Origin of the sequence: Bradyrhizobium sediminis, assembly GCF_018736085.1 — a bacterium.
GTDB lineage: Bacteria > Pseudomonadota > Alphaproteobacteria > Rhizobiales > Xanthobacteraceae > Bradyrhizobium > Bradyrhizobium sediminis.
In genome coordinates, this window is sequence record NZ_CP076134.1 from 3,167,740 (window position 1) to 3,179,993 (window position 12,254).

Below are 12,254 nucleotides of genomic sequence, written 5' to 3' on the forward strand. Positions count from 1 at the left end.
GCGCCGTGCCCGCTTGAAAGCGTCATTGATCGCGAACGGCAAATCTGAGTGGCGCTCGTCGGACTTCGGTGTCCGCCCCACATTGACCTCGCGGCCATCCGGTAACGGCCAGGCGAATGTTGACGTCATACAGACCGCCGGTCTGATGCCGATTGCCAGGGCCTTTGACGACGATTCGGCACGCCGTGATCCGGCCATAGCGCTGCTCGAACGTCCTCACCTGATCCGCTATCAACTGCTCGATCGCAGGACTCTGGCAGCCATCCCCTGAAATTCCAGTTCGACAGGGGTTTGCATAGCTTCCGTGAGCCCTCCGTGCACCTGCGGTCGTTGATGCATGTCAAGGAAGAAAGCGCGGAGGTTCCTTCATCCAATGCACAATGCGCGGCCAGGATTCCTCCAGCGTCCGCTTACCCATGAACAGACCCAGATGATTGGACCGCGTGACCTCCTTAACGAGCTGCTCCGGCGGCGTTCCGACCAGCGGCGCCACCGCAAATAATTGTTCCGAAGTGACCACCTCGTCGTCGCTTCCGGCAAGAAGATACATCGGAAGCCGCAACCGCGAGAGGTCGATCCTTTGTCCCAGGGCGACGAAGCATCCCGTGGCAAGCTCGTTGCGCTTGTACAGTTTTTCGATGATTTCGAGGTAATAGGTACCGGGAATATCGATGGTCCAGGAATTCCAGTTCTTGAAGATGGCCTCGATCTTTGCGAATTCGGGTGAACCGATCGGCTCAAGCGTCTGTAGCGCTTCGCGAATATCGTCTTCTGCGACGCTGTCGTTTCCCCAGAATGTCGCGACATGACGGCCGATCACGCGACCTTCGCCGAGACGAACCAGGTTCTTGAACATGGTGAGCGGCGTCGCCTCGGCGACCGCCGACAGTGCCGACTGGCGCGCGGCAATATCAACCGGTGCCCCGGCCATCACGAGCTTGCGCACCTTGGCTGGAAACCGTGCGGCATAGACCAGGGATAGCCAGCCGCCCTGACAGAGCCCGACGAGATCGACCAGGCCGCCGAGATGATCGACCAGGACGTTGAGATCGGCGAGATAGTCGTCAATTCCACGAAACCGCATGTCGGCGCTGGCCGTGCGCCAGTCGGCCATGAACAGCCGTTCGACTCCAGCGCCGCGCAGGGCGGCAACGAGGCTATGCCCGGCGGCGAGGTCGGCAACGGCGGCGCCATGCAGCGCGAGCGGTGTGCACAGCAGGGTCGGAGCGCCGCTGCTGGCCAGGGCAAAATCACGGAGCCGGACCGTATGCAGGTCGAGCGCAATCTCGCTTGGGGTCGCCCCTTCCGGCGATCGTGGGGCGCTGGCACCGGCGCTGCCCAGAACCTCCAGAAAATGCGCCGCCATCAGCGAAGCTGTTTCGCTGACTGACGCGGCGGCAAGCGCCGGCCAGAAGAACGCCGCGTATGGGAACTGCCCTCCAGGAGGCCTATACATTTTAAAATCCGGACGCCAAATCTTCTCCCGCCGTCTTGAGCTGGATCAATCTCATTGCTCGGGTGAGGCTGCCGGGGAGGAAGCCCCTATTTTCTGGCAGGGCGTCCCTTCGCAGGCTTTGCCGGCAACGCCATGCCCTTGAGCGAGCTCTCAAGCTTTCGCAGGCTGTTCGGTTTGCCGATCGCGGCTTCCCAGAGGTCACCTTTCATTCTGACTCTTCTGACCATCGATCTCAAATGATAGCGCGCCGGACTGCAGCCCGCCGTCAGTTCCCGCCAGTCGAGCGGCGCCGAAACGGTGGCCTTGGCAAATGCCCGCAGCGAATACGGGGCGACGGTGGTCTGGCCAAATCCGTTACGGGCGCAGTCGAGAAATATCCGGTTCTTCCGTCCGCTGAGCCTTGGCGAAACCGTCGTCAGCTTCGGCATCCGGCGGTTGACGATCTCGGCGACCAGCCTCGCAACCGTCCGCACCTCATCGAAATCGTAGATCGGACGTAGCGGAACATAGACGTGGATGCCCCTCTTGCCGGAAGTCTTGACCAGGCTTGTCCCGCCCGCGGCCGCGATGACCTTGCGGGTTTCCTTTGCCACCGCGACAATTTCGGCGAATGTGTTTCGACCGGGATCGAGATCGATCACCATGTAATCGGGACATTCGAGCTTGCGGACCCGCGACCCCCAGCAATGCATTTCGATGCAGCCGAGGTTGGCGAGATAGAGCAGCGTCGCCTTGTTGTTGCAGACGACGCACTGCACGTTCCTGCCGGTGCTCCGCGCACGAACTTTCGCGGTTCGGACGAATGGCGGCAGGTGGATCGAGGCGACATTCTTTTGGAAAAAGCTGCCTCCCTTGATACCGTTCGGATGGCGCACCAGCACCATCGGCCGGTCTCTCAGATAGGGCAGGATGACGCCGGCCATGCGCTCGTAATATTGAATGACGTCGCCCTTGCTGTAACCCTCCTTCGGCCAGAATATCTTGTCGAGGTGCTTGAGTTCGACCTTGGTCATGCGAGTGACCTCCTCTCGCGCACGACACTCCGCGCCGGCTTGTCCGTCCTCAAGCCCAGGAAGGCCGGGTGCCGCATCTGCCCGTCATTGGTCCATTCGGTGAACTTCACTTCACACACCAGACGTGGGCGCACCCAGGTGGTGGTGCGTTCGCCCGGAACCTCTGCGTCGATCGGCTTCCGCGCCGACCGCAGCGGCGTCAGTTTCGCATGGATGAATTTGAGACTGTCTCGGTCAAACCCGGTTCCTGCCCGCCCGACATACTGCCATTTGTTGCCCTTGCGCACGGCGAGCACCAGCGCACCGAAATACTGCCGTGACCGCTGCGGGCGGGTATATCCGACGATCACGACTTCCTGCCGCAGCACGGTCTTGATCTTCAGCCATTCGCGCGTGCGCTTGCCGGGGAAGTAAGGCCCTAGCGCCCGCTTCGCTACGATGCCTTCGTAGCCGTGGCGCCTCGCAGCGCGGAATGCGGCATTGCCATGGCCTTTGACATGCCGGCTGAAGCGGATCGCCCGGTCCGGCGGCAGCAGCGCCTTCAACAACCGCTTGCGCTCGATCAGCGGCGACCGGCGCAGATTGCGGCCATTCAGGAACGGCAAGTCGAATACATAGTAGACGAGCCGCGCCCGGGTGTTGCGCGCGTTCTGCAGCAATTGAAACCTCGAACGGCCGCGGCTATCGAGCGCGACGAGTTCGCCGTCGATGACGGCCTGATGCGCGCGCTTGAGTTTTCCCAGGGCCGCGGCAATGCCCAGATAATCCGGGGTAATCACGGTGCCCCGGCGAGACAGCAGCACGACCTTCCCGCGGTCGATCTTTGCGATGACCCGGTAGCCGTCCCACTTGGTTTCGAATACCCAATCCGGGTCGTCGAACGGCGCGCCGATCAGGGTCGCAAGCATCGGCTTGAGTGCCGCCTTCGGGATCCCGGTCTTCTGCCTGCGTTCCGTCACGTTCTTCGCCGCTTTCGGTCTACCTTCTCTGGTTTCGAATCAGGCAACCTGCGATGCGACTTCACCGAGCAATCGTCCAGCGTCACATCCCGCAGCGTCGCGTATTGGTCGTTGGCCTTGATCAGCAGCCATCGACGCGGCGTACCGAACCGCACCAGCGCAAATCCACCCCTGAGCTTGTGGCCCCGCAGCACAATCTTGAGTGACCCGTTGCGCAACTGGCGACGCAGCGCGGCTTGGCTGTCCGCCTCGGCACATCGATAGGTACCCCTGTCCCAGACGATGACATCGCCGGCGCCATAGTTCCCTTCCGGGATGGTACCCTCGAAGTTCCGGTAGTCCCAGGGATGGTCCTCGACGCGGATTGCGAGCCGCTTCTGCCTGGGGTCGAGCGAAGGTCCCTTCGGGACCGCCCAACTCTTCAGCACACCGTCCAACTCCAGCCTGAAATCGTAATGCAGGTGCGACGCGCGATGCTTCTGCACCACGAAGGCGAGACTGCTGCGGCGTTTTCCGAGCGCCGGTTTCGGCTCCGGTGTGCTGGCAAAATTGCGCTTGCGGCGGTAGCGGCTCAGACTGCGGATGGGCATCGGCCGGTGTCCTCGGCGCGAAATTTATCTAAACAGCTAGAACGCCGAATTTCATCCGACCTTGATCTATCTCACGCGCCCCTGCCAAGGCCCGCTCTATCAAGGCCTCCTTCGACCAATGCAAGCCGGCATTGGCCGGTTGAACCCGTGAGGAATCCAGCGCAACACCGCCGAGACCGGATGCGCGTCCCAGTCATGAATGCTCGTGTCCCGTTTCATCTCCTCCTCGCGGCGCTGTTTGCCGGCCCAGCGGCCGATCGCGCCGGCGCGAGCATCGCGGTCCGGATCCAGCTTTCGCAGCAGACCATGAACGTGGCGGTCGATGGTACTGACTTTGCCACCTGGCCCGTGTCGACGGCCAGACGCGGCTATCGGACGCCGCCCGGCAGCTACCAGCCCTATTCGCTGCAGAGGATGCATTACTCCAGGCTCTACGACTACACGCCGATGCCTTATTCGATCTTCTTTCGCGGCGGCTACGCCATCCACGGCACCACCGAAATCCGCAGCCTCGGGCGCGCGGTGTCCCACGGTTGCATCCGGCTTAGCCCCGAAAATGCACGATCGCTTTTCGGTCTGGTGCAGAGCCACGGGCCAAGCAACACGACCATCGAGATCGTCGAGTAGCCCGGTTGGCGCACCCCACACGCCGATGTTTTGATGGAGATCAAGGCCGCCCGCAGCCTGAGGCATATCGTTTTCCAGCTCAAACGCCGGAGCCCCAACCAGCGGACTCTGGCTCTAACTCCAAGGAGTGTTTGTCATGGCAGAAGCTGCAACAACATTACCGATCGAGACCGAAGCTGGCCCGGCCGCACCGGCGACCAAACCCGCGGACTGGCAGCCCTTTGAAGCGCTGCGCAATCAGGTCGACCGGCTGTTTCACGATTTCCAGACCGGCTTCATGCAGGCCCCGTTGTTCCGCCCGCTGCCCGACATAGAATCGTTCTGGCGCCGCGACCTCGGCTTCAATGTCACGCCGGCGATCGATGTCGTCGAAAAGGACAAGGCGTTCGAGGTGACGGCCGAACTGCCGGGGCTCGACGTCAAGGACATCGACATCCAGCTCGCTGACGGTGTGCTGACGATCAAGGGTGAAAAGCAGGAGCAAAAGGAAGAGAAGACCAAGGACCGCTACGTCTCCGAGCGCCGCTACGGTTCCTTCCGCCGCTCGCTGCAGGTGCCCGGCAGCGTCGACGCCGGCAAGATCGAGGCGAGCTACAAGAGCGGGGTCCTGACGGTGACGCTGCCGAAGTCGCCGGACGCGCAGAACAACCAGAAGAAGATTCCCGTAACCTCGAAATAGACACACTATCGACCTCGCCGCATCACGATGTTGACCGGCGAGGGCGCACGTCATTCTGACGACCCGCATGCACCGAGAGGCAGCGAATGGCCCACAAGCAAATCCTGTTTCATTCCGCGGCCCGCGAGAAGGTGTTGCGGGGAGCCACGCTCCTCGCCGACGCGGTGCGGGTCACGCTGGGGCCGAAATCGAAATCGGTTCTGATCCAGAAGAGCTGGGGCGCGCCGATCGTGTGCAACGACGGTGTCACCATCGCCAAGGAAATCGACCTCAAGGACCCCGAAGAAAACCTCGGTGCCCAGGTTCTTCGCCAGGCGGCGGAGAGGACCGGAGACGTGGTCGGCGACGGCACCAGCACAGCGACCATCCTCGCACATGCGATCCTTGCCGACGGCGTACGCAATGTCGTGGCAGGCGCCAGCGCCATCGATCTCAAGCGCGGACTGGACCGTGCCGCACGTGTTGCGATCGAGGCGCTGCGCGCCATGTCTCGCCCGGTGAAGACGAAAGCAGAGAAGGCCCAGGTCGCAACCTTGTCGGCCCACAATGATCCGGCGATCGGCGATCTTGTTGCCGACGCCATCGAGAAGGTCGGCGGCGACGGCGTGATTTCGGTCGAGGAATCCAAGACCACGGAGACTACGCTGGACGTGGTCGAAGGCATGAAGTTCGATCGCGGCTTCATATCGCCTTACTTCGTCACCGACGCAGAGCGCATGGAAGCCGTGCTGGAGGATCCGTACGTGCTGCTGTGCGATCACAAGATCGGGGCGCTGCGCGACCTGATCCCGGTACTCGAACAGGTCGCCAAGTCCGGCCGCCCGTTGTTGATCGTGGCCGAGGACATCGAGGGAGAGGCGCTGGCGACGTTGATCGTCAACCGGCTCAGGGGCGTTCTCAAGGGCTGCGCGGTCAAGGCACCCGGCTTCGGAGACCGGCGCAAGGCGATGTTGGAAGACATCGCTATCCTGACCGGCGCGCAGGTGATCTCCGAGGAGATCGGCCTCAAGCTGGAAAGCGCCACTTTGCAGCAACTCGGCCGTGCGGCGCGCGTGGTCGCAGACAAGGAAAACACCACCCTGATCGGCAGTGGCGGCGACCGCGCCCGGATCGACGGCCGGATTGCGCAAATTCGGCGCGAAATCGAAAAGACCACCAGCGACTACGACCGCGAAAAGCTTGAGGAGCGGCTCGCCAAACTGGCCGGCGGTGTCGCGGTGATCCGCGTCGGCGCGCCGACGGAAGCCGAGATGAAGGCCAAGAAGGAGGCGCTCGATGACGCCATCAGTTCCACCAAGGCAGCGGTGGCCGAAGGCATCGTGCCGGGCGGCGGCCTTGCGCTGCTCAAATGCATTGAAGCGGTCACCCGGGAAGAAGCAGCTTGCGAAGGCGACGAAAGGACCGGGGTCCAGATCCTGAAGCGGGCGCTCGATGCCCCTGCCCGCCAGATCGCAGTGAATTCCGCCGTCGATGGCGGCGTCGTGGTAGCGCGGATGCTGGGCGGCCAAGGCAATTTCGGCTTCGATGCCGCGCGCAAGGAATATGTCGACCTGGTCGAGGCCGGCATCGTTGATCCCGCCAAGGTGGTACGTACCGCGCTGGAAAACGCCGTGTCCGTCGCAAGCGTATTGCTGCTCACGGAAGCGACGATGACGGAGATTCCGGAGCCGAAGCGCGAGCGGCCTGCCGAGCCGGAATTGGCGATGTGATCGGCGGGCCCGATGCCGCGCAACAGGACGGGTGCGAGCGCCATCGTCTCAGCCGCCGCGATCGCGTCGGCGGCCCTGCCCGCCCATGCCGTAACCCCTGAAGAAGCCTTCAAGGCGGGTTGCGGCGGCTGTCATGGCTCGGACAAGAATATCCTTCGCGAAATCCCGACGGGCCCGGATGAGGTACGGCGTGCCTGGATTCTGAAATTCATGGCCGGCCACCCCAATGAAATGGATTCGGTCAAACCTCAAATCGTCGAATATCTCGTGGAGAAGAGCGCTACTGCGAAGAGCTGGTGGCAATTCTGGTGAGTTGCAGGGCGGCGACACGGCCAATCCGCCGAACACGCATAGCCCGCCACCTTGTTTGATCCAGCGCAACGACGCGGTAGCGGAATCGGCTCATTTTATGTTTGCGGATGTTCCCTTCCCTGGACAATGCCGCTTAACTTCCGGATGCTCTTGAGTTCGGCTCGGGAGCATCTTTTTCTCCAAGCCGATGCCTTGGCCGGGCTTTTTGAAGCGGCGATCAGCGCCGCTTGTAACAATGGAACCCGCCATAAATCCCCGACCGGTCGCGCGTGAAACCGGTCGCGCTCCGTTCCTCGTCGCGACGCCAGATCTGCCGGAGCGGCGCCAATTCCTCATTCTCCAGCGGAGATTCCCTCCCGGCGGTACGAAAAATGACCCGAACGTCCTCGCTGCCGGTGCGATCGATGGCATTCCAGAGCGCGCGGATCTCCTCGGATGCCATCCAGTCCTGCGAGTCCAGCAGCACCACCGCATCGACCTCACGCGCCGGCAGGGCCTCCAGGAATTGCCGGAGATTGGCGTGCACCGGAATGATCAATCCCGCGCCGTCGCGCATGCGTTCGAACTGGCTGCGTTGCAGGTAAGGCGGCAAGCAGGCATCGCCCGGCCCGGGATAGCTGCGATGCAGGGCCTGCCATGCAAAGTAATTGGTCGCGTTGGGGTGGCCGTTGATCAAGCGCAGCAACCGCTCGTGAAGCACTTCGTTGAGCGGCGCATCAGCTCCGAGCAGCGCCCGCTGCTGGGGCGGAATGCCGAGGCTGAACAGCAACGCGGGAGTTCCCGTGATCAGTCGCGCCAGCGGCGAATGAAACAGGCGATGGAGGCGATCCAGCGCCTGAATGCGTTCGGGAGCATCCGCCTTCCCGTTCAGCAGAGCCGCCAGGTCGATCCGCGCCAATTTCGCCAGCAGGTGGGCAAGGCCGATGAAGCGGCCGAGCATACCGTGACGGTAGAATCCGTCGGTGAAATAGGCATGCCGCGGTCGCCCAAGGACGTTGCACTTGTCCCAGTAGGCGCGCGTCTCGGCGTCGAGCAAAGGTCGCAGCCGCTCTAGATAGAGGCCGGTGTTGGAGATCGAGGCGGCCTCGCCGAAGAACTGCCAGAATTCGGCGTAGCTGGAGAAGCCCCGAAGCCCGGCGAGCTTGAGGTTGAGCAGCGAGAGGTGCGCCTCGTTGAGGTCGACCGCGTACACCTGCGCCGGTCGCGCGGTGAGATAGGACAGCGCGTTGCATCCGCCGGATGAGATAGTGACGATGGTCGAGCCGACCGGCAACCGAAGCGCGGCGAGATCGGCTTCGGGGTCCTCCCAGATCTGGGTGTAGACCAGTCGGCGGAACCAGAACGCGAATAGCCGGTCCCAGACCGTCGCTTCGTCGAGACCCCTGCTGTTGCGGACCGCGTCGGCGATAAGCTGCGTATTCATCCATCCTCCGAATCAACAATCCGATGACGGTATCGCGGGCACGCTGCAGTTTTGCGACAGCAACGACGGCAAGGCCGCAGCTACCTGCGTACGCTGTCACACCCTTGTCGCGCGAACATCGCAAGGAGAAAACCATTGCAGGCAATGCGAGGTGTTTGGATGTCGGCTTATTCCCGGGATATCGGCGCAGATAGCTCATGGCCGGTCGAGGCAACCGTTCGCATGAACCGGATGTACCGCCGGCAGCGCCACATCTACGACGGCACGAGACGATATTACCTGCTCGGCAGGGACCGGCTGATCGCGGACTTACGGCCCAACGCCGGCGCGAACGTGCTGGAGATCGGCTGCGGAACCGGCAGAAACCTCGTGCACGCCGCCCGGCTCTATCCCCAGGCGAGATTTTTCGGCATCGATGTCTCGACGGAGATGTTGACGTCGGCGATATCGGCGATCTCACGGCGCGATTTGACCAGACAAATTCGCGTCGCCCACGGCGACGCAACCGCGTTCGATCCGCAGCCTTTGTTCGGCGTCACGGCATTCGATCACGTGATGATCTCCTACAGCCTGTCGATGATCCCGGACTGGCGCGGCGTTCTGGCGGCGGCCGCGAGCTGCCTCAGGCCGGGGGGATCCCTGCACATTGTCGACTTTGGCAATCAGGAGCGCTTGCCTGCCGTGACCCGTCCTCTGCTCCGACGCTGGCTCGCCATGTTCGACGTCACGCCGCGCGACGAACTCCAACGGGTGCTGTCAGCCACGGCTGATGCCGCCGGCGCCGATCTGAGGTTCGAACGGCCGTTCCGCGGCTATGCGCAATACGCCGTATTGGCGCTCCCCCCGGGGCCGACTCTGCCGTGAGCGCCTGGCTTGCATTGCTGGCGGCCGGATTGTTCGAGATAGCCTGGGCGTTCGGCCTGAAATATTCCGATGGCTTGACCCGGTTTTGGCCGACGGCCGCAACCCTGGTCGCGATCGGCCTCAGCTTCGGGCTGATGGCCGTCGCGCTCAAGTCGCTGCCGTTCGGCACGGCCTATGCGGTGTGGACGGGCATCGGTGCCACCGGCAGCATCCTCGTCGGAATGCTGATCTACAGCGAGCCGGCCGACCCGGTCCGGGTACTGTGCCTCACGCTGATCGTGGCCGGGATGGTCGGGCTCAAGCTCAACTCGCCGGTGTGAGAGACCGCTTCGCGCGCCAGCTCCGCCACCCTTCCACTGCGCCGAACAGAACGAGCGCCATTAGAAACGGAAGCAGGTGATACCAAACCCGGAATATCAATAGGGCCGCAATCAGCGGTTCCCTGTGCTCGCTACCGAGTCCGACCAGTATCGCTGCGTCGAATACACCGATGCCTGCAGGCGCATGACTGGCAAAGCCCAGCAACGTCGCCGCGATGAACACCGCGATCACGTGGAAGATCCCGATATCCATTCCGGCCGGAATCAGCACGTACATCGCCAGCGCGGCGGCGCCGAGATCGACGATCCCGATCCCGATCTGCAGCAGGACCATGGGCCCCGAAGGCAACCTGACCGGCCACCGGCTGGTGCCGAAGCGCCTCGGTGCAAGCCAGGTCCAAAGCAGGAATGCAAATACCCCGACAAGCAGCGCCGCCGCCAGCAGCCGATTGACCGCCGGCGGCAGAAAGTCGATCAGGCTGATGGCGCCGGGCTCGCCGAGCAGGCTCAGCGCGAGCGCCGTCAAATTACCCAGCCAGAATGTCAGCCCGGTCAGAAAGCTGATATTGGCGACGTCGAAAACGCCGAGGCCATGATGCGAATAGATGCGATAGCGGATCACCGGCGCAATCAACGCGACTGCGCCGACGCCGTGTGCAATCGGATAGCTGGTGAAACTCGCGAGAGCCGCGACCCGGTAGGTTACGTCGTCGCGCCTGATCGTACGCAGCGCCAGCAGATCGTACAGCGTCAGGCTGAGGTATGAGATCGCGACCAGCAGCAGCGCCAGCCCGACGAGGCCGGCACTCGTGCGCCGAACGGCCTCGAATACCTCAACGTAGTCGACGTTCTTGAGCGCATGGGTCAACGCGTATATCGCCGCCGCCGCGATGGCGACGCTGACGACGACACCCAGGCCCCGCAATCGAGCGCCGCCGAGGGTCCCTTGCGGCACAATGGCTTTCAGCGGGCGTGTCCATTCGGGCAACGACATCAATGATCGTGCGGCCTGATTCGGGGTGGTCGACACGATCCATTGGCATGTTGTCGTGACAGCCGCGTTACCGTCGCACCGCGACTCCGGAAAGCGCTGCAATCGAAATCAGGACGCGGCGGCCTGGCGTGCCACCTACCACAGCGACTGCCGCGCGCGTTCCGGCCAGGCCCGGTCATAGTCCTCGCCGCCAACGCGGTTGTCGCTCATTTCGGCGAGGATCTGGCCCGGGGTCGGCAAGCTTTTGGGATCAATCCGCTTGTCCGGATTCCAAAGGTCGGAGCGCACGATGGCGCGTGCACACTGAAAGTAGACCTCGTCCACCGTCATGACGATGACCGTACGCGGCGCCTTGCCGTCGATCCCGAACGACGCCAGCAAGCCAGCTTCCGCCGACAGCTGCGCGCGGCCGTTGACCCGCAGCGTACTGCCGGAGCCGGGAATCAGAAACAACAGCGCCACCCTGGGGTCGCGCACGATGTTGCGCAGCGAATCGACGCGGTTGTTGCCGCGGCGATCCGGCATCATCAGCGTCTTCTCGTCATGGACCCGGACAAAGCCGGGCAGATCGCCGCGCGGCGAGCAATCCAGTCCCTCCGGCCCGCACGTCGCCAGCGCCGCGAACGGCGATTTGTGGATCAGCATCCGATATGGCGGCGTTATCCGGTTCGCGACCTTGACGGTCGACGCCTCGTTCGGCTGCCCGTAGATCGCCTCCAGCTGTTCGATCGTTGCAATCATCGGCATCGCTCAAACACCCCTGATGACCAGCAATAGTTCACGCGCGTGATCCTCGGCGCGGCCGATATTCATGATCGTCACATCGGGCGCTGCGGCATCATCTACAGCGCGATTGAGCCGGTCCGCAACCCGTCCGTCGCTGCCACGCGCCCGCGTGGCAAGCCGCTCGGCAAGCATTTCGGGAGGCGCCGTGATCGAGACCACAGTGACACCAACGTAGGCATGGCGCATCGCCCCAACGACCGTGCGCGAGACGTTGGCGACAACGGTGCGTCCGGCGCGGATCTCGTCGGCGATCGTGCGGCGCAGTCCGTAGCAATGGCCATGCGCCTCCCAATGCATCGCAAATTCGCCTAGTGCCTGTGCCTGTCGAAAGGCATCAAGGTCCATTTGCTCATTGTCTTCGGACGGCGAGGCCGCCCGCGTCACCACGCGGCGCGGAAAGACGATACCACCATCATCGGCGCAGGCGGCCCGGGCCAGCCCGATCAGGGTATCCTTGCCGGCGCCGCTCGGGCCGACCACCAGCACGAGCCGGCCGGGGCCGATCTCCATGCCAGGCCAATC

15 protein-coding genes are annotated in these 12,254 nt (G+C 63.2%); 7 read left to right on the plus strand and 8 right to left on the minus strand.

Features of this window, described 5'->3' with window-relative positions; genetic code table 11:
- Positions 1-25 precede the first annotated feature (25 nt).
- The gene (locus KMZ29_RS15330; protein WP_215620041.1) at positions 26-271 is read left to right on the plus strand and encodes a hypothetical protein; all 246 of its coding nucleotides are present in this window, start codon (positions 26-28) and stop codon (positions 269-271) included.
- A 69-nt stretch (positions 272-340) separates the two neighbouring features.
- Here the strand turns inward: KMZ29_RS15330 and KMZ29_RS15335 are convergent, their stop codons facing one another.
- From KMZ29_RS15335 to KMZ29_RS15350, 4 genes are all read right to left on the minus strand, one after another.
- Positions 341-1,456, minus strand: a complete 1,116-nt coding sequence (locus tag KMZ29_RS15335) for an alpha/beta fold hydrolase (protein ID WP_215620042.1) — start codon at positions 1,454-1,456, stop codon at positions 341-343.
- 86 nt (positions 1,457-1,542) lie between these two features.
- Complete coding sequence (gene ligD / locus KMZ29_RS15340) at positions 1,543-2,469, minus strand: non-homologous end-joining DNA ligase (protein WP_215620043.1); 927 nt, start codon at positions 2,467-2,469, stop codon at positions 1,543-1,545.
- Entirely contained in the window at positions 2,466-3,428 is a 963-nt protein-coding gene (gene ligD / locus KMZ29_RS15345; RefSeq protein ID WP_369810019.1) for a non-homologous end-joining DNA ligase, read from the minus strand. Before ligD (KMZ29_RS15345) ends, ligD (KMZ29_RS15340) begins: the two co-directional genes overlap by 4 nt.
- Complete coding sequence (locus KMZ29_RS15350) at positions 3,425-4,018, minus strand: DNA polymerase ligase N-terminal domain-containing protein (RefSeq protein ID WP_215620044.1); 594 nt, start codon at positions 4,016-4,018, stop codon at positions 3,425-3,427. The genes ligD (KMZ29_RS15345) and KMZ29_RS15350 overlap by 4 nt, the downstream gene beginning before the upstream one ends.
- Before the next feature lie 195 nt (positions 4,019-4,213).
- Between KMZ29_RS15350 and KMZ29_RS15355 the strand changes: the two genes are divergently transcribed.
- The 4 genes from KMZ29_RS15355 to KMZ29_RS15370 all read left to right on the plus strand — a co-directional run bounded on the left by KMZ29_RS15355 (position 4,214) and on the right by KMZ29_RS15370 (position 7,345).
- Positions 4,214-4,645, plus strand: coding sequence for a L,D-transpeptidase (locus KMZ29_RS15355; protein WP_215620045.1), 432 nt, complete (start codon positions 4,214-4,216; stop codon positions 4,643-4,645).
- A 136-nt stretch (positions 4,646-4,781) separates the two neighbouring features.
- On the plus strand, positions 4,782-5,324 hold the full coding sequence (locus KMZ29_RS15360) for an Hsp20/alpha crystallin family protein (RefSeq protein WP_215620046.1): 543 nt from the start codon (positions 4,782-4,784) through the stop codon (positions 5,322-5,324).
- Between the two features lie 86 nt (positions 5,325-5,410).
- Positions 5,411-7,033: a chaperonin GroEL gene (gene groL, locus KMZ29_RS15365; RefSeq protein WP_215620047.1), complete on the plus strand. Its 1,623-nt coding sequence runs from the start codon at positions 5,411-5,413 to the stop codon at positions 7,031-7,033.
- 12 nt (positions 7,034-7,045) lie between these two features.
- Complete coding sequence (locus tag KMZ29_RS15370) at positions 7,046-7,345, plus strand: hypothetical protein (RefSeq protein WP_215620048.1); 300 nt, start codon at positions 7,046-7,048, stop codon at positions 7,343-7,345.
- A 217-nt stretch (positions 7,346-7,562) separates the two neighbouring features.
- Here the strand turns inward: KMZ29_RS15370 and KMZ29_RS15375 are convergent, their stop codons facing one another.
- On the minus strand, positions 7,563-8,768 hold the full coding sequence (locus KMZ29_RS15375; protein WP_215620049.1) for a BtaA family protein: 1,206 nt from the start codon (positions 8,766-8,768) through the stop codon (positions 7,563-7,565).
- 159 nt (positions 8,769-8,927) lie between these two features.
- Between KMZ29_RS15375 and KMZ29_RS15380 the strand changes: the two genes are divergently transcribed.
- On the plus strand, positions 8,928-9,632 hold the full coding sequence (locus KMZ29_RS15380; RefSeq protein WP_215620050.1) for a class I SAM-dependent methyltransferase: 705 nt from the start codon (positions 8,928-8,930) through the stop codon (positions 9,630-9,632).
- Positions 9,629-9,952 (plus strand): DMT family transporter, encoded by a 324-nt coding sequence (locus KMZ29_RS15385; RefSeq protein WP_215620051.1) that lies wholly within the window; start codon positions 9,629-9,631, stop codon positions 9,950-9,952. The genes KMZ29_RS15380 and KMZ29_RS15385 overlap by 4 nt, the downstream gene beginning before the upstream one ends.
- Here KMZ29_RS15385 and KMZ29_RS15390 read toward each other — a convergent pair.
- The 3 genes from KMZ29_RS15390 to phnN form a co-directional block, all read right to left on the minus strand.
- Entirely contained in the window at positions 9,936-10,946 is a 1,011-nt protein-coding gene (locus tag KMZ29_RS15390) for a lysylphosphatidylglycerol synthase transmembrane domain-containing protein (RefSeq protein WP_249779701.1), read from the minus strand. The two genes, KMZ29_RS15385 and KMZ29_RS15390, sit on opposite strands and share 17 nt — an antisense overlap.
- 135 nt (positions 10,947-11,081) lie before the next feature.
- A complete protein-coding gene (locus KMZ29_RS15395; protein ID WP_215620052.1) occupies positions 11,082-11,693 on the minus strand; it encodes a pyridoxamine 5'-phosphate oxidase family protein in 612 nt (203 codons plus the stop codon).
- A gap of 3 nt (positions 11,694-11,696) precedes the next feature.
- Positions 11,697-12,242 (minus strand): phosphonate metabolism protein/1,5-bisphosphokinase (PRPP-forming) PhnN, encoded by a 546-nt coding sequence (gene phnN / locus KMZ29_RS15400; protein WP_215620053.1) that lies wholly within the window; start codon positions 12,240-12,242, stop codon positions 11,697-11,699.
- Between the last annotated feature and the right edge of the window lie 12 nt (positions 12,243-12,254).

Excerpts from the sequence above, each read along its gene's own strand:
- ligD (WP_215620043.1), bottom strand. The coding sequence starts at position 2,469 with ATGACCAAGGTCGAACTCAAGCACCTCGACAAGATATTCTGGCCGAAG.
- KMZ29_RS15390 (WP_249779701.1), bottom strand. The coding sequence starts at position 10,946 with ATGTCGTTGCCCGAATGGACACGCCCGCTGAAAGCCATTGTGCCGCAA.
- KMZ29_RS15395 (WP_215620052.1), bottom strand. The coding sequence starts at position 11,693 with ATGCCGATGATTGCAACGATCGAACAGCTGGAGGCGATCTACGGGCAG.
- KMZ29_RS15380 (WP_215620050.1), top strand. The coding sequence starts at position 8,928 with ATGTCGGCTTATTCCCGGGATATCGGCGCAGATAGCTCATGGCCGGTC.
- KMZ29_RS15350 (WP_215620044.1), bottom strand. The coding sequence starts at position 4,018 with ATGCCCATCCGCAGTCTGAGCCGCTACCGCCGCAAGCGCAATTTTGCC.
- KMZ29_RS15370 (WP_215620048.1), top strand. The coding sequence starts at position 7,046 with ATGCCGCGCAACAGGACGGGTGCGAGCGCCATCGTCTCAGCCGCCGCG.
- KMZ29_RS15335 (WP_215620042.1), bottom strand. The coding sequence starts at position 1,456 with ATGTATAGGCCTCCTGGAGGGCAGTTCCCATACGCGGCGTTCTTCTGG.
- KMZ29_RS15355 (WP_215620045.1), top strand. The coding sequence starts at position 4,214 with ATGAATGCTCGTGTCCCGTTTCATCTCCTCCTCGCGGCGCTGTTTGCC.
- KMZ29_RS15375 (WP_215620049.1), bottom strand. The coding sequence starts at position 8,768 with ATGAATACGCAGCTTATCGCCGACGCGGTCCGCAACAGCAGGGGTCTC.
- KMZ29_RS15360 (WP_215620046.1), top strand. The coding sequence starts at position 4,782 with ATGGCAGAAGCTGCAACAACATTACCGATCGAGACCGAAGCTGGCCCG.
- phnN (WP_215620053.1), bottom strand. The coding sequence starts at position 12,242 with ATGGAGATCGGCCCCGGCCGGCTCGTGCTGGTGGTCGGCCCGAGCGGC.
- groL (WP_215620047.1), top strand. The coding sequence starts at position 5,411 with ATGGCCCACAAGCAAATCCTGTTTCATTCCGCGGCCCGCGAGAAGGTG.